The organism is Streptomyces mutomycini, from assembly GCF_001700505.1.
Classification (GTDB): domain Bacteria; phylum Actinomycetota; class Actinomycetes; order Streptomycetales; family Streptomycetaceae; genus Streptomyces; species Streptomyces mutomycini.
In genome coordinates this window covers 44,736-59,551 of record NZ_MAPV01000081.1, presented here as the reverse complement: position 1 = coordinate 59,551, position 14,816 = coordinate 44,736, and the positions used below count along the sequence as shown (strand labels likewise).

General features: G+C 67.5%; 22 protein-coding genes. 20 read left to right on the top strand and 2 right to left on the bottom strand.

What is annotated here, in order from left to right; translation table 11 throughout:
* Window positions 1-75: 75 nt before the first annotated feature.
* From rplN to truA, 20 genes are all read left to right on the top strand, one after another.
* Window positions 76-444, top strand: coding sequence for a 50S ribosomal protein L14 (gene rplN, locus BFF76_RS12925; protein ID WP_003966950.1), 369 nt, complete (start codon window positions 76-78; stop codon window positions 442-444).
* A 2-nt stretch (window positions 445-446) separates the two neighbouring features.
* The gene (rplX, locus tag BFF76_RS12920) at window positions 447-770 is read left to right on the top strand and encodes a 50S ribosomal protein L24 (RefSeq protein WP_031096378.1); all 324 of its coding nucleotides are present in this window, start codon (window positions 447-449) and stop codon (window positions 768-770) included.
* Complete coding sequence (gene rplE / locus BFF76_RS12915; RefSeq protein WP_014047789.1) at window positions 770-1,327, top strand: 50S ribosomal protein L5; 558 nt, start codon at window positions 770-772, stop codon at window positions 1,325-1,327. The genes rplX and rplE overlap by 1 nt, the downstream gene beginning before the upstream one ends.
* A gap of 2 nt (window positions 1,328-1,329) precedes the next feature.
* Window positions 1,330-1,515 (top strand): type Z 30S ribosomal protein S14, encoded by a 186-nt coding sequence (locus BFF76_RS12910; protein WP_003948630.1) that lies wholly within the window; start codon window positions 1,330-1,332, stop codon window positions 1,513-1,515.
* Window positions 1,516-1,737: 222 nt separating this feature from the next.
* The gene (gene rpsH, locus BFF76_RS12905; RefSeq protein WP_031096381.1) at window positions 1,738-2,136 is read left to right on the top strand and encodes a 30S ribosomal protein S8; all 399 of its coding nucleotides are present in this window, start codon (window positions 1,738-1,740) and stop codon (window positions 2,134-2,136) included.
* 21 nt (window positions 2,137-2,157) lie between these two features.
* Window positions 2,158-2,697 (top strand): 50S ribosomal protein L6, encoded by a 540-nt coding sequence (gene rplF / locus BFF76_RS12900; RefSeq protein WP_031096383.1) that lies wholly within the window; start codon window positions 2,158-2,160, stop codon window positions 2,695-2,697.
* 3 nt (window positions 2,698-2,700) lie between these two features.
* Entirely contained in the window at window positions 2,701-3,084 is a 384-nt protein-coding gene (gene rplR / locus BFF76_RS12895) for a 50S ribosomal protein L18 (RefSeq protein WP_031096385.1), read from the top strand.
* A 47-nt stretch (window positions 3,085-3,131) separates the two neighbouring features.
* Entirely contained in the window at window positions 3,132-3,731 is a 600-nt protein-coding gene (gene rpsE, locus BFF76_RS12890; RefSeq protein ID WP_031096387.1) for a 30S ribosomal protein S5, read from the top strand.
* Window positions 3,731-3,913 carry a 50S ribosomal protein L30 gene (rpmD, locus tag BFF76_RS12885; protein WP_031096390.1) on the top strand — a complete coding sequence of 61 codons (183 nt, stop codon included), beginning with the start codon at window positions 3,731-3,733 and terminating at the stop codon, window positions 3,911-3,913. Before rpsE ends, rpmD begins: the two co-directional genes overlap by 1 nt.
* Before the next feature lies 1 nt (window position 3,914).
* Window positions 3,915-4,370, top strand: a complete 456-nt coding sequence (gene rplO / locus BFF76_RS12880) for a 50S ribosomal protein L15 (protein WP_014047794.1) — start codon at window positions 3,915-3,917, stop codon at window positions 4,368-4,370.
* Window positions 4,371-4,594: 224 nt separating this feature from the next.
* On the top strand, window positions 4,595-5,914 hold the full coding sequence (secY, locus tag BFF76_RS12875; protein WP_031096392.1) for a preprotein translocase subunit SecY: 1,320 nt from the start codon (window positions 4,595-4,597) through the stop codon (window positions 5,912-5,914).
* The gene (locus BFF76_RS12870; RefSeq protein ID WP_053930273.1) at window positions 5,914-6,570 is read left to right on the top strand and encodes an adenylate kinase; all 657 of its coding nucleotides are present in this window, start codon (window positions 5,914-5,916) and stop codon (window positions 6,568-6,570) included. Before secY ends, BFF76_RS12870 begins: the two co-directional genes overlap by 1 nt.
* A gap of 126 nt (window positions 6,571-6,696) precedes the next feature.
* Entirely contained in the window at window positions 6,697-7,533 is an 837-nt protein-coding gene (map, locus tag BFF76_RS12865) for a type I methionyl aminopeptidase (protein WP_031096397.1), read from the top strand.
* A gap of 211 nt (window positions 7,534-7,744) precedes the next feature.
* On the top strand, window positions 7,745-7,966 hold the full coding sequence (infA, locus tag BFF76_RS12860; protein ID WP_003956442.1) for a translation initiation factor IF-1: 222 nt from the start codon (window positions 7,745-7,747) through the stop codon (window positions 7,964-7,966).
* A gap of 60 nt (window positions 7,967-8,026) precedes the next feature.
* Window positions 8,027-8,140, top strand: a complete 114-nt coding sequence (gene rpmJ / locus BFF76_RS12855; RefSeq protein WP_003956441.1) for a 50S ribosomal protein L36 — start codon at window positions 8,027-8,029, stop codon at window positions 8,138-8,140.
* 193 nt (window positions 8,141-8,333) lie between these two features.
* On the top strand, window positions 8,334-8,714 hold the full coding sequence (rpsM, locus tag BFF76_RS12850; RefSeq protein WP_031096399.1) for a 30S ribosomal protein S13: 381 nt from the start codon (window positions 8,334-8,336) through the stop codon (window positions 8,712-8,714).
* A 107-nt stretch (window positions 8,715-8,821) separates the two neighbouring features.
* Window positions 8,822-9,226: a 30S ribosomal protein S11 gene (gene rpsK / locus BFF76_RS12845; protein ID WP_003956432.1), complete on the top strand. Its 405-nt coding sequence runs from the start codon at window positions 8,822-8,824 to the stop codon at window positions 9,224-9,226.
* Window positions 9,227-9,363: 137 nt separating this feature from the next.
* The gene (locus tag BFF76_RS12840) at window positions 9,364-10,386 is read left to right on the top strand and encodes a DNA-directed RNA polymerase subunit alpha (protein WP_024491600.1); all 1,023 of its coding nucleotides are present in this window, start codon (window positions 9,364-9,366) and stop codon (window positions 10,384-10,386) included.
* A gap of 180 nt (window positions 10,387-10,566) precedes the next feature.
* Entirely contained in the window at window positions 10,567-11,070 is a 504-nt protein-coding gene (gene rplQ / locus BFF76_RS12835) for a 50S ribosomal protein L17 (protein WP_031096406.1), read from the top strand.
* A gap of 78 nt (window positions 11,071-11,148) precedes the next feature.
* Window positions 11,149-12,003, top strand: coding sequence for a tRNA pseudouridine(38-40) synthase TruA (truA, locus tag BFF76_RS12830; RefSeq protein WP_065848252.1), 855 nt, complete (start codon window positions 11,149-11,151; stop codon window positions 12,001-12,003).
* On the opposite strand, the gene BFF76_RS12825 is transcribed toward truA, so the two are convergent.
* Complete coding sequence (locus BFF76_RS12825; RefSeq protein WP_065848251.1) at window positions 11,972-13,861, bottom strand: hypothetical protein; 1,890 nt, start codon at window positions 13,859-13,861, stop codon at window positions 11,972-11,974. The genes truA and BFF76_RS12825 overlap by 32 nt on opposite strands.
* A gap of 63 nt (window positions 13,862-13,924) precedes the next feature.
* Window positions 13,925-14,773 carry a hypothetical protein gene (locus BFF76_RS12820; RefSeq protein WP_053930276.1) on the bottom strand — a complete coding sequence of 283 codons (849 nt, stop codon included), beginning with the start codon at window positions 14,771-14,773 and terminating at the stop codon, window positions 13,925-13,927.
* Window positions 14,774-14,816 lie beyond the last annotated feature (43 nt).

The window sequence follows — 14,816 nt, the reverse complement described above, 5'->3', positions numbered from 1 at the left end:
CAGTTCCGCCAGGCTCGGCGGGGGCTCCTTCACCGGAGCCCCCGCCGGGAACCGGCAGACGATCAGGAGATAGACGTGATCCAGCAGGAGTCGCGACTGCGCGTCGCCGACAACACGGGTGCGAAGGAAATTCTCACCATCCGTGTTCTCGGTGGCTCGGGTCGCCGCTACGCGGGTATCGGTGACGTCATCGTCGCCACCGTCAAGGACGCGATCCCCGGTGGCAACGTGAAGAAGGGTGACGTCGTCAAGGCCGTCATCGTTCGCACCGTCAAGGAGCGTCGTCGTCAGGATGGCTCGTACATCCGCTTCGACGAGAACGCCGCTGTCATTCTCAAGAACGACGGCGACCCCCGCGGCACCCGCATCTTCGGCCCGGTGGGCCGAGAGCTGCGCGAGAAGAAGTTCATGAAGATCATCTCGCTCGCGCCGGAGGTGCTGTAAGCATGAAGATCAAGAAGGGCGACCTGGTTCAGGTCATCACCGGTAAGGACAAGGGCAAGCAGGGCAAGGTCATCGTTGCCTTCCCCGCCCAGGACCGTGTCCTCGTCGAGGGTGTCAACCGGGTCAAGAAGCACACCAAGGCCGGTCAGACGGCTCGCGGTTCGCAGACGGGTGGCATTGTCACCACCGAGGCCCCGATCCACGTCAGCAATGTGTCGCTGGTTGTGGAGAAGGACGGCAACAAGGTCGTCACCCGCGTCGGCTACCGCTTTGACGACGAGGGCAAGAAGATCCGCGTTGCCAAGCGGACCGGTGAGGACATCTGATGACGACCACCACTGCGCCGCGTCTCAAGACGCGCTACCGCGAGGAAATCGCCGGCAAGCTGCGTGAGGAGTTCTCCTACGAGAACGTCATGCAGGTTCCCGGTCTGGTCAAGATCGTGGTCAACATGGGTGTGGGCGACGCCGCCCGCGACTCCAAGCTGATCGACGGTGCCGTCAGGGACCTCACCACGATCACGGGCCAGAAGCCGGCCGTCACGAAGGCCCGCAAGTCGATCGCGCAGTTCAAGCTGCGCGAGGGGCAGCCGATCGGCTGCCACGTCACCCTCCGTGGTGACCGCATGTGGGAGTTCCTGGACCGTACGCTGTCGCTCGCGCTTCCGCGTATCCGTGACTTCCGTGGCCTGTCGCCGAAGCAGTTCGACGGCCGTGGCAACTACACCTTCGGTCTCACGGAGCAGGTCATGTTCCACGAGATCGACCAGGACAAGATCGACCGGGTCCGGGGCATGGACATCACCGTGGTCACCACGGCGACCAACGACGACGAGGGTCGTGCCCTGCTTCGTCACCTCGGCTTCCCGTTCAAGGAGAACTGACCGTGGCGAAGAAGGCTCTGATCGCTAAGGCCGCCCGTAAGCCGAAGTTCGGCGTGCGCGGGTACACCCGCTGCCAGCGCTGCGGCCGGCCCCACTCCGTCTACCGCAAGTTCGGCCTGTGCCGCGTGTGCCTTCGTGAGATGGCTCACCGTGGCGAGCTGCCGGGCGTGACCAAGAGCTCCTGGTAGTTCTCCTTCGCCCTCCGGGCGTTGGGAGTACCAGAAGCTCTCGGTAAGTATCTGGTCGGCAGGAGCCCCGCTTTTCATGCCGTAGGCTTGAAGGGTTGGGCGCCTGCCGCCCTGACCGACTTACTACGCCGTAGGTCCCCGCACCGCACCCGTCCCGCCACTGAGTGGGGAGAGGGATGGCGCATACAGGAAACCCCGGCGAGAGAGGCCGAAGGCCAACTCATGACCATGACTGACCCCATCGCAGACATGCTCACGCGTCTGCGTAACGCGAACTCGGCGTATCACGACGAAGTCGCAATGCCGCACAGCAAGATCAAGTCGCACATCGCGGAGATCCTCCAGCAGGAGGGCTTCATCACCGGCTGGAAGGTCGAGGACGCCGAGGTCGGCAAGAGCCTCGTTCTCGACCTGAAGTTCGGTCCGAACCGCGAGCGTTCGATCGCCGGCATCAAGCGCATTTCGAAGCCGGGTCTGCGTGTATACGCAAAGTCCACCAATCTGCCGAAGGTTCTCGGCGGCCTGGGCGTGGCGATCATCTCCACGTCCCACGGTCTCCTGACCGGCCAGCAGGCCAGCAAGAAGGGCGTAGGTGGGGAAGTCCTCGCCTACGTCTGGTAGTCGGGAACGGAGGAAAAGCTCATGTCGCGAATCGGCAAGCTCCCCATCCAGGTTCCCGCCGGTGTGGACGTCACCATCGATGGCCGCACGGTCGCGGTGAAGGGCCCCAAGGGTTCCCTCTCGCACACCGTCGCAGCGCCGATCGAGGTCACCAAGGGCGAGGACGGCGTGCTCAGCGTCGTCCGTCCTAACGACGAGCGTCAGAACAAGGCCCTTCACGGCCTGTCCCGCACGCTGGTGGCGAACATGATCACCGGCGTGACCCAGGGATACACCAAGGCGCTCGAGATCAGCGGTGTCGGTTACCGCGTCCAGGCGAAGGGCTCCAACCTGGAGTTCGCCCTGGGCTACAGCCACCCGATCCTCATCGAGGCTCCCGAAGGCATCACCTTCAAGGTCGAGTCGCCCACGAAGTTCAGCGTCGAGGGCATCGACAAGCAGAAGGTCGGCGAGGTTTCGGCGAAGATCCGCAAGCTGCGGAAGCCCGACCCGTACAAGGCCAAGGGCGTCAAGTACGCCGGCGAGGTTATCCGCCGCAAGGTCGGAAAGGCGGGTAAGTAAGCCATGGCATACGGTGTAAAGATTGCCAAGGGCGACGCCTACAAGCGTGCCGCCCTCAAGCGCCGTCACATCCGCGTCCGGAAGCACATCTCCGGTTCGCCCGAGCGTCCGCGCTTGGTTGTGACGCGTTCCAACCGTCACATGGTCGCTCAGGTCATCGACGACATCGCGGGCCACACGCTCGCGTCGGCGTCGACCCTGGATGCGTCCATCCGCAGCGCGGACGGTGACAAGAGCGCCCTGGCCAAGCAGGTCGGGGCCCTGGTCGCCGAGCGCGCCAAGGCCGCAGGCGTCGAGGCCGTCGTGTTTGACCGCGGTGGTAACCAGTACGCCGGGCGGATTGCCGCTCTGGCTGACGCCGCCCGTGAAGCCGGACTGAAGTTCTAAGTTCCGGTTCCTACGCACAGCGGACGTAACAGAGAGAGGTAAATCCAATGGCTGGACCCCAGCGCCGCGGAAGCGGTGCCGGTGGCGGCGAGCGGCGGGACCGGAAGGGCCGTGACGGCGGCGCAGCCGAGAAGACCGCGTACGTCGAGCGTGTCGTCGCGATCAACCGCGTCGCCAAGGTTGTTAAGGGTGGTCGTCGCTTCAGCTTCACCGCGCTGGTCGTGGTGGGCGATGGTGACGGCAGCGTCGGTGTCGGATACGGCAAGGCCAAGGAAGTTCCCGCGGCCATCGCCAAGGGCGTCGAAGAGGCCAAGAAGAGCTTCTTCAAGGTCCCGCGTATCCAGGGCACCATCCCTCACCCGATCCAGGGCGAGAAGGCTGCGGGCGTCGTTCTGCTCAAGCCTGCTTCCCCCGGTACCGGTGTGATCGCGGGTGGCCCGGTGCGCGCCGTTCTGGAGTGCGCCGGCGTCCACGACATCCTGTCGAAGTCGCTCGGTTCTTCGAACCCGATCAACATCGTGCACGCGACCGTGGCGGCCCTCCAGGGCCTGCAGCGTCCCGAGGAGATCGCGGCCCGCCGCGGTCTGCCCCTCGAGGACGTCGCCCCCGCGGCTCTGCTTCGTGCGCGTGCGGGAGCGGGTGCGTAATGGCTCGCCTCAAGATCACGCAGACGAAGTCGTACATCGGCAGCAAGCAGAACCACCGCGACACCCTGCGCTCGCTCGGGCTGAAGCGCCTGAACGACGTAGTTGTCAAGGATGACCGCCCCGAGTTCCGCGGAATGGTGCAGACCGTCCGCCACCTCGTGACGGTTGAGGAGGTTGACTGACATGGCGGAGAACAGCCCGCTGAAGGCCCACAACCTCCGGCCTGCCCCGGGCGCCAAGACCGCCAAGACCCGTGTGGGTCGTGGTGAGGCGTCCAAGGGTAAGACCGCAGGCCGTGGTACCAAGGGTACGAAGGCTCGTTACCAGGTTCCGGAGCGCTTCGAGGGTGGCCAGATGCCCCTCCACATGCGTCTCCCGAAGCTCAAGGGCTTCAAGAACCCGTTCCGCACGGAGTACCAGGTCGTGAACCTGGACAAGCTCGCGACGCTCTACCCCGAGGGTGGAGAGGTCACGGTGGCCGATCTGGTCGCCAAGGGCGCCGTGCGCAACAACCACCTCGTCAAGGTCCTCGGACAGGGCGAGATCTCCGTGGCGCTGCAGGTTTCGGTTGACGCCGTCTCCGGCTCCGCCAAGGAGAAGATCGCCGCTGCCGGCGGCACCGTCACCGAACTCGTCTGAGACAACTCGGACAGGGCAGTGACCTGAACACCCGACCGGGGATGCCTCTCATTTGGGGCATCCCCGGTTGGTCGTTCCTAGGGGGGCATGTCCGCCGGTAAGGTGGCGTGCGTTGTTGATGTGGTAAGCCCCGGGCAAGCGCCCGGGTTCCTTTGGCTGTTACGTAACCGTCGATCCTCAAGACCGTCACCTCACGCTTTTGCGCGGGGGTCGCAGGAGGCACCGTGCTCACCGCGTTCGCCCGGGCGTTCAAGACGCCCGACCTGCGCAAGAAGCTGCTCTTCACGCTCGGCATCATCGTGCTCTACCGACTCGGGGCGCACATTCCCGTACCGGGGGTGAGCTACGAGAACGTCCAGACCTGTGTTGACCAGGCCAGCAAGGGCAACAACAGCCTCTTCGGTCTGGTCAACATGTTCAGCGGTGGTGCACTGCTGCAGATCACGATCTTCGCGCTCGGCATCATGCCGTACATCACGGCCAGCATCATTCTTCAGCTGCTGACCGTCGTCATCCCCCGACTCGAAGCCCTCAAGAAGGAGGGGCAGTCGGGCACGGCCAAGATCACGCAGTACACGCGTTATCTGACCGTCGCGCTGGCCATCCTCCAGGGCACCGGCCTGGTGGCGACCGCCCGCAGCGGCGCGCTGTTCAGCGGCTGCCCGGTCGCCGACCAGATCGTCCCGAACCAGTCGATCTTCACGACCATCGTCATGGTGGTCACCATGACGGCCGGCACCGCCGCCGTGATGTGGCTCGGTGAGCTCATCACCGACCGCGGCATCGGCAACGGCATGTCGATCCTGATGTTCATCTCGATCGCAGCCAGCTTCCCCGGCGCCCTGTGGGCCATCAAGCAGAGCGGCAAGCTGGCCGACGGCTGGATCGAGTTCATCACGGTCATCCTCATCGGCTTCGTGATGGTCGGACTCGTCGTCTTCGTCGAGCAGGCCCAGCGCAGGGTTCCCGTGCAGTACGCGAAGCGGATGATCGGGCGCCGGTCGTACGGCGGTACGTCCACTTACATCCCGCTGAAGGTGAACCAGGCGGGTGTGATTCCCGTCATCTTCGCTTCTTCGCTGCTCTACATTCCTGCTCTAATCGTTCAGTTCTCCAACTCCACCTCGGGCTGGGCGACCTGGATTCAGGATCACTTCGTCAAGGGCGACCACCCGTACTACATCGCGACGTACTTCTTGTTGATCGTGTTCTTCGCCTTCTTCTACGTGGCGATCTCGTTCAACCCCGAAGAAGTCGCGGACAACATGAAGAAGTATGGTGGCTTCATCCCGGGTATCCGGGCAGGTCGACCTACTGCCGAGTATCTGAGCTACGTGCTCAACAGGATCACTTGGCCGGGATCGCTGTACCTGGGGCTGATCGCTCTTGTGCCGACGATGGCGTTGGCCGGCTTCGGCGGTGCGAACCAGAACTTCCCGTTCGGCGGGACGAGCATCCTGATCATCGTGGGTGTGGGTCTGGAGACCGTGAAGCAGATCGAGAGTCAGCTCCAGCAGCGCAATTACGAAGGGTTCCTCCGCTGATGCGAATCGTCCTCGTCGGGCCGCCCGGTGCCGGCAAGGGAACGCAGGCTGCGTTCCTTGCCAGGAATCTCTCGATTCCGCACATCTCCACGGGCGACCTCTTCCGCGCCAACATCAGCCGGGGCACCGACCTCGGCAAGCAGGCCCGTGCCTACATGGACGCGGGACAGCTGGTGCCGGACGAAGTCACCATCGCGATGGCCAAGGACCGCATGTCCCAGCCGGACGCCGTGAACGGCTTCCTGCTGGACGGCTTTCCCCGCAATGTGGGGCAGGCCGCGGCGCTCGACAAGATGCTCCTCAGTGAGGGCGTCAAGCTTGACGCGGTTCTTGACCTCGAGGTCCCCGAGGACGAGGTGGTCAAGCGCATCGCCGGCCGCCGTATCTGCCGTAACGACAGCGCGCACGTCTTCCACGTGACGTACAACCCGCCGAAGACCGAGGGCGTTTGCGACGCCTGCGGCGGCGAGCTGTACCAGCGGGACGACGACACCGAGGAGACGGTCCGTACCCGTCTCGAGGTCTACCACACGCAGACCGAGCCGATCATCGACTTCTACCGGGCCCAGGGCCTGGTCGTGACGATCTCCGCGCTGGGCAAGGTCACCGAGGTGACCGAGCGGGCCATGGAGGCCCTCAAGTCCGACGAGGGCTGACCCCCTCCGTCTCACCACTCCACTCAGCCGGCCGCGGCGCCCTCGGGCGCCGCGGCCGACTGTTTGCGCCGTATCGTTGAGTACGGCTCCAACTGTTCCCCTTCGTACGCAGAGAGGCGCCCAGCGATGGTGCAGATCAAGACCCCCGAGCAGATCGCGAAGATGCGCGAGGCGGGCCTCGTGGTCGCTGCCATTCACGCCGCGACGCGAGAGGCGGCCGTCCCCGGCGCCACCACGAAGGACCTCGACGAGGTCGCGCGCAAGGTGATCGCCGACCACGGTGCGAAGTCGAACTTCCTGGGCTACGGCGGATTCCCCGCGACCATCTGCACCTCGGTCAACGAGGTCGTGGTGCACGGCATCCCGGACGAGAAGACCGTCCTCAAGGACGGCGACATCATCTCGATCGACGCCGGCGCGATCATCGACGGCTGGCACGGCGACGCGGCGTACACGGCCTTCGTGGGCACAGGTCACGCTCCGGAGCTGGTCGAGCTCTCCCGGGTGACCGAGGAGTCCATGTGGGCCGGGATCGCCGCGATGAAGGTGAACAACCGGCTCGTCGACATCTCGAAGGCCATCGAGTCCTACATCCGCCGCCAGCCCCGCCCGGCGACCGGCAAGTACGGGATCATCGAGGACTACGGCGGCCACGGCATCGGCACCGAGATGCACATGGACCCGCACCTGCTCAACTACGTCTCGCGGAAGCGAGGCAAGGGCATCAAGCTCGTCCCGGGCGTCTGCCTGGCCATCGAGCCGATGGTGTCGCTGGGCACGGCGCAGACGAAGGTCCTCGCCGACGAGTGGACGGTCCTCACGACCGACGGCACCTGGTCCTCGCACTGGGAGCACTCGATCGCCCTCACGGAGCAGGGCCCGCTCGTCCTGACCTCCCCGGACTGCGGCCGCGCGAGGCTCGCGCACTACGGCGTGGAGGCGGCGCCGGACCCGCTGGGCTGAGGTCCGCAACCGCCCACCGGCCGGACCGTCCCCAGGACTGTCCGGCTGATCCGTGTCTAAGGATCAGGCCAAGTGGGCAAACTTGACGGATTCGTCTTTTGAAGTCTGCTGACGTAGACTGACTCGTCGGCTCTCGTGCATCAGTGTGTCCGTATGTCTGCACACCGGATGAGTGAGAGTCGATCAAGGTAGCCGATTCGAAGGGCGAAGCGTGGCCAAGAAGCAAGGTGCCATCGAAATTGAGGGCACCGTGATCGAGTCCCTCCCGAACGCCATGTTCAAGGTGGAACTCCAGAACGGTCACAAGGTCCTCGCGCACATCAGCGGCAAGATGCGGATGCACTACATCCGCATCCTCCCGGATGACCGGGTCGTCGTGGAGCTGTCTCCGTACGACCTGACGCGTGGCCGGATCGTCTACCGCTACAAGTAGATCTTGCCGCCATCCCGCTTCGGCGTGGTGAGGGCACTGACCCGGAGAACCTGACATCCCATGAAGGTCAAGCCGAGCGTCAAGAAGATCTGCGACAAGTGCAAGGTGATCCGCCGTCACGGCCGGGTCATGGTCATCTGCGACAACCTGCGCCACAAGCAGCGCCAGGGCTGACGCACGACCACCTGCATCTCGCAGCTCTTCGCGCGACGCACGTAAACGTATACGCAGATCCCGTCCAAGCTTCGGCTGACGACACCTCCGGCGGGGGCCGGGGACCCGGGCGTACCACCCACCCTCAGGGGTCGGGTCGGCGTTCGGGAGCGGTTCTGTGGAAGACCCCCGAAATAACAACTGGAGCCATTGAATGGCACGCGTTTCAGGTGTTGACATCCCGCGCGAAAAGCGCGTGGAGGTTGCCCTCACCTACGTCTTCGGTATCGGGCGCACCCGGTCCAAGGAGATCCTCGCCGCCGCCGGCGTGAACCCCAACTCCCGCGTTCGTGACCTGGCCGAAGAGGACCTGGTCAAGATCCGCGAGTACGTGGACGCCAACCTCCGCACCGAGGGTGACCTTCGCCGCGAGATCCAGGGCGACATCCGCCGCAAGATCGAGATCGGCTGCTACCAGGGCATCCGGCACCGTCGCGGTCTGCCGGTCCACGGTCAGCGCACCAGCACGAACGCGCGTACCCGCAAGGGCCCGCGTCGCGCCATCGCCGGTAAGAAGAAGCCGGGCAAGAAGTAGTCCTCAGCGGACGTACTGCGGGTGCCCGGGTCATTCCGGACGTCCGTGGAAACCAGCGGTCTTCGCTGTAGGACCGATCACCTCCCCTCTCCATCTGGAGTCAAGACATGCCCCCCAAGGGTCGTCAGGGCGCAGCCAAGAAGGTGCGTCGCAAGGAAAAGAAGAACGTCGCTCACGGGCACGCCCACATCAAGAGCACGTTCAACAACACCATCGTCTCGATCACGGACCCCTCGGGCAACGTGATCTCCTGGGCCTCCGCCGGCCACGTCGGCTTCAAGGGCTCGCGCAAGTCCACCCCCTTCGCCGCGCAGATGGCCGCCGAGTCGGCCGCCCGCCGCGCGCAGGAGCACGGCATGCGCAAGGTCGACGTCTTCGTCAAGGGTCCCGGCTCCGGCCGTGAGACCGCGATCCGCTCCCTCCAGGCCACGGGCCTCGAGGTCGGTTCGATCCAGGACGTCACCCCGACGCCGCACAACGGCTGCCGTCCGCCGAAGCGTCGCCGCGTCTGAGCCGCTACGGCCGGTGACGGCTGTGCGTCAGTAGCGTCGGATCCGGGCGGTATGTCCCTTCGGGGGTGTGCCGCCCGTATCCTTGTTACATCTGTCGGGCATCAAATAGTGGGTGCCCACGACTGAAGGATCACCACATGCTTATCGCTCAGCGTCCGTCGCTGACCGAAGAGGTCGTCGACGAGTTCCGCTCCCGGTTCGTGATCGAGCCGCTGGAGCCGGGCTTCGGTTACACCCTCGGCAACTCCCTGCGCCGTACCCTCCTCTCCTCGATCCCCGGTGCCGCTGTCACCAGCATCCGGATCGACGGTGTCCTGCACGAGTTCACCACCGTGCCGGGCGTCAAGGAGGACGTGACCGACCTCATCCTCAACATCAAGCAGCTGGTCGTCTCCTCGGAGCACGACGAGCCGGTCGTGATGTACCTGCGCAAGCAGGGTCCCGGCCTGGTCACCGCTGCTGACATCGCCCCGCCGGCCGGTGTCGAGGTCCACAACCCGGACCTCGTCATGGCGACGCTGAACGGCAAGGGCAAGCTGGAGATGGAGCTGACCGTCGAGCGCGGCCGCGGCTACGTCTCCGCCGTCCAGAACAAGCAGGTGGGCCAGGAGATCGGGCGTATCCCGGTCGACTCCATCTACTCCCCGGTGCTCAAGGTCACGTACAAGGTCGAGGCGACCCGTGTCGAGCAGCGCACCGACTTCGACAAGCTGATCGTCGACGTCGAGACCAAGCAGGCCATGCGTCCCCGTGACGCCATGGCGTCGGCCGGTAAGACCCTGGTCGAGCTGTTCGGTCTGGCGCGCGAGCTCAACATCGACGCCGAGGGCATCGACATGGGCCCGTCCCCGACGGACGCCGCGCTCGCCGCCGATCTGGCGCTGCCGATCGAGGAGCTCGAGCTCACGGTCCGTTCGTACAACTGCCTCAAGCGCGAGGGCATCCACTCCGTGGGTGAGCTCGTGGCCCGCTCCGAGGCGGACCTGCTCGACATCCGCAACTTCGGTGCGAAGTCGATCGACGAGGTCAAGGCGAAGCTGGCCGGTATGGGCCTCGCGCTGAAGGACTCGCCTCCCGGCTTCGACCCGACCGCCGCGGCCGACGCCTTCGGCGCGGACGACGACGCGGACGCCGGTTTCGTGGAGACCGAGCAGTACTGATCACCTCCGGCGGGGGCGCCCGGTTTTCCGGGGCGCCCCCGCCGGGGCCGAGGGCTTCGTCCTCGATCGCCGGCCGGGCTCGGACGAGCCCGGCCGGCAAGAACTTCCGTGTGGCGACCGCCGCACGGGAACTGACACCGGTACCTGATACGGCCGGTGCAGCACACAAGGAGAAAAACCATGCCTCAGCCCGCCAAGGGTGCCCGTCTGGGCGGCAGCGCTGCGCACGAGAAGCTTCTTCTCATCAACCTCGCGAAGTCGCTGTTCGAGCACGGCCGCATCACCACGACCGAGGCCAAGGCCCGTCGCCTGCGTCCGGTCGCCGAGCGTTTCATCACCAAGGCGAAGAAGGGCGACATCCACAACCGTCGCCTGGTGCTGCAGTCGATCACGGACAAGGGCATCGTGCACACGCTCTTCACCGAGATCGCCCCGCGGTACGAGAACCGCCCCGGTGGTTACACCCGCATCACCAAGATCGGCAACCGTCGTGGCGACAACGCCCCGATGGCCGTCATCGAGCTCGTCGAGGCCCTGACCGTGGCGCAGGCCGCCACCGGTGAGGCCGAGGCCGCCACGAAGCGCGCCGTGAAGGAAGACGCCCTCAAGAAGGACGAGGCTCCGGCCGAGACCGTCGAGGACGCCAAGCCGGCCGACGCCGCTGAGGAGTCCAAGGACGCCTGAGCGTCCTGAGACCCCGGTACGGGTCCGCACCACCCTTCGGGGCGGTGCGGACCCGTTCTGTTTTGAGAGGATGCGCGGGTGAGTGACGAAGCAGAGCCCGGATTCGTACGGGTGCGGCTGGACCTTTCCTACGACGGCAAGGACTTCTCCGGCTGGGCGAAGCAGACCAGCAGGCGCACCGTGCAGGGCGAGATCGAGGACGCGCTGCGCACCGTGACGCGGTCGTCGGTGACGTACGGCCTGACGGTCGCCGGGCGTACCGATGCGGGGGTGCACTCGCGCGGGCAGGTGGCGCACGTCGACCTGCCGGCCGGGGTGTGGGCCGAACACGAGGAGAAGCTGCTGCGGCGGCTGGCGGGGCGCCTGCCGCCGGACGTACGGATCTGGCGGGCGGCGAAGGCCCCGGCGGGGTTCAACGCGCGCTTCTCCGCGTTGTGGCGGCGTTACGCGTACCGGGTGGGGGACCGGCCGGGCGGGGTGGACCCGCTCCTCCGGGGCCATGTGCTCTGGCACGACCGGCCTCTGGACCTGGACGCGATGAACGAGGCGGCCGCCCTCATGGTGGGGGAGCAGGACTTCGCGGCGTACTGCAAGAAGCGCGAGGGCGCCACGACCATCCGTACGCTGCAGAAGCTGCACTGGGTCAGGGACCCGGAGTCCGGTGTGCTGACGGCGACCGTGCAGGCGGACGCCTTCTGCCACAACATGGTGCGGGCGCTGATAGGCGCGGCGCTGTTCGTCGGAGACGGGCGCCGGCCCGCCGCGTGGCCGGCCGAGGTGCTGGCGGCGAAGGTACGGGACCCGGGGGTGCACGTGGTGCGGCCGCACGGGCTGACGCTGGAGGAAGTGGCCTATCCGGCGGACGAGTTGCTGGCGGCCAGGGCCGTGGAGGCCCGCAACGTCAGGACGTTGCCGGGGGCGGGGTGCTGCTGACCGGCCGTCGGCGCAGGGCCCGCACCAGTCTGGCCAAGCTGTCCACGGCGAGCAGCGTCATCACGGTGGAGCGGAACCAGCCGATGTCCGGCGTCCACCAGGCGTAGACCGCCGTCGAGGTGAAGAGCAGCAGGGCCGCCGTGCGCAGCACCCACCAGCGGGCCGGGTGCGGTTCGGCCTGTGGTGGGGCTTCCGGGTGGACGCCGTCCTTCGTGGTGAGGGTGTCCCGCATGCCCGCGAGGAATCCTCGCCGGGCGAGTACCCGGGCGCCGGGAAGCCCCTCGAGGATCTCCTGCCTGCCGCCGTATCCGGCGGGCAGCGGCGGGAGGCCCAGGGCGGCGACGAGCTCGCTCTGGTGGCGGGCCGGGTCCCCGGCGGCCCGCAGGACGTGGGCCAGGGGGCGCGGGTCGGACAGGCCGTAGACACGGGCGAGCGCGGTGGCCGTCGCGGCCGCCCGGGCGTGGTCGGCGGCGGGCGCGGCGGTCTCCCAGGCGTGGTCCGCCACCTTCCTGCCCCGGTGCAGGAGGGTGAAGCTGCTGCGTTCCGGGGTGCGGTGGAGGACCAGCGCGGGCCAGTCCTCGCCCGTGGTGAAGTTGTCGGCCGCCGCGGTGAGCGGGTCGTCGGGGAGCAGCGCCGCGCGCCTGCCGCGTGCCGGGTCCGGGACTACCTCCACGTAGGTGTGGTGGCTGGCGGCCGGAGCGGTCCGGAGGCTGTGGCCGCAGATCAGGGCGGCCTGGGCCACCTCGGTGGGGCCGGTGGAGGCGATGGCGACCGAGCGCGGGGCCAGCTCGCGCTCCCAGTCCTGGGTGCCGGTGGCCGGGGGCCTTGGGGAGGGGCGGAAGAAGGGCACCTTCATCGCGAGTTCGACGCGGGTGTCGGAGCGGGCCTCCAGGAATTCGGCACGGGCCTCGCCGAAGTAGGTCCACGGGAAGGTGGTGGCGTGCACCCCGAGGCTGCGGAAGGCGGTGAGCGCCTCCTCGTAGCGGTCCATCGACCACAGGACCAGGGCCAGGTGGTTACGGAAGCCGGCGGCCTCCCGGTCTCCGGGGGCGTAGCTGTCCGACAGGGCCTGCGCGCGGGTCACCGCCGCTTCGGCGCGTTCCCTGTACGGGTCGGGGCCGGGCGTCTCCTCGTCGGCGATCAGGTACTCCACGACGGCCTGGAGCGGCAGCGCGTGGAGCCTGGACCCGGGAGGCGCCTGGTCCGCCGCACGCTCGGCGAAGGCGAACATCTCCTCGTGCGAGCCGTACCACTTGGCGCAGAGGTACTGGAGCGCCTGGACGTGGCAGCCCTCGTGGTGCGGGTCCCGGGTGTCCGCCTCGGCCAGATAGGTGTCGAAGACCTCGCGCGGGGCCTGGATGCCCCGCGCCTGGGTCAGCGCGATGCGCCACGGGACCGGGTCGTGGGGGTTGAGCTCGGCGGCGGCGGAGATGACCGGCACGGCGTCCCGCAGTACCGCGTGGAACGCCCGGAACTGGTCGGCCTCGACGTGCCTGGCCCGGGCGCCGGTGCGTATCTGCCAGGCCTGGAAGACGTACTGGTCGGCCTTGACCAGCACGGCGTCGGGGTCCTCGGGGGACACCTCCAGCCAGCTGTCCAGCCAGCCCGGGTGGTGCAGCGAGGCCCGTGCGAGCCGGGAGACGCAGGTGTCCCTGCGCTCCCACTGGGCGTGCTCACGGGTGGCGGCGAGCAGCTCGGCGGCCGGGGCGTGGTCGCCCGACGCGGCGGCGGCGAGGGCGACCCGCAGCGACGGGTCCGGGGCGTCGAGGACCACGGCGTCGTCCGGCGGAAGGTCGGCGCCTATCGCGTCGCTGTGGCGCAGGACGCGCGGGATGGTGAAGAGGGTGGTCAGACGCACGACGGCGGGTCCTCGTTCGAGGGGATGGACGGGACGGTGCGCAGGGGGAGGACCGGCGGGAAGTCAGGCGACGGGGGCGCCCGCGGCCGCGGAGGCCTGGACCTCTCCCCGGTGACGGATCTGGCGGAAGGCGAAGTCGGTCAGGTCGTCACCGACCGCGTACACGTCCTTGGCCGCCGTGGTGACGTTCTTCCCGCTGATGAAGCCGCCGACCGTGAAGTAGGCGTACCTGCCGTAGGAGTTGGCGGTACGCCGGCAGACGGATCCACCGCGGCAGAAGGTGGGGACCCCTGAGCCGCTGAGGGAGGCGAGACCGCCGGACGCCTGCTGGGCGGCCTTCCTGGCCTCCGCCTCGGTGCCGAACACGGCGAGGCCGACGGTGACCGCGATGCCGTCCTTGCTGTACGTGGCGCGGATGACCTGGTCGCAGCCGTTGCCGTCGAGGATCGAACCGAGGGCGCCCTGCGTCGTCGCCGCGCAGTTCGCCGTACGGGCGGTGGCGCCCTTGGCGTAGACGCGGTCGCCCATGGTCAGCTTCCTGCCGGGGAAGAAGGCGTCGACGGTGACGGGGGCCCTGTCCTTCTTCTCGTCGGCTATGTAGTCCTTCGGGTCCGGCGGGGGCGGCGGTGCGACCGAGGAGAAGGAGGGCCCCGGCGCGGAGGTCTCCGAAGGCAGGTCGGCGGGTGCCGGCAGCTCGCTCGCGTTCTTGTCCGACCCTGAGGCGCCGCCGTCGGCCGAGATGACGGCCGTGGCCACGATCGCGGCCACGGCGGCGGTGGCCAGTGCGCCGCCGCCGATCAGCAGCCACTTCTTGCGCCTGCCGCGCGCGGCGGACTCGTCCGCCAGCGCCGCCCAGTCCGGAGTCCGGCTCTCTCCCGGCCCCCAGGAGGGCCCCCCTTGCCCAAAGCTCATGCGGCGAATCCTAGACCGACCGTAATCCGGTTGGGCCAACGGT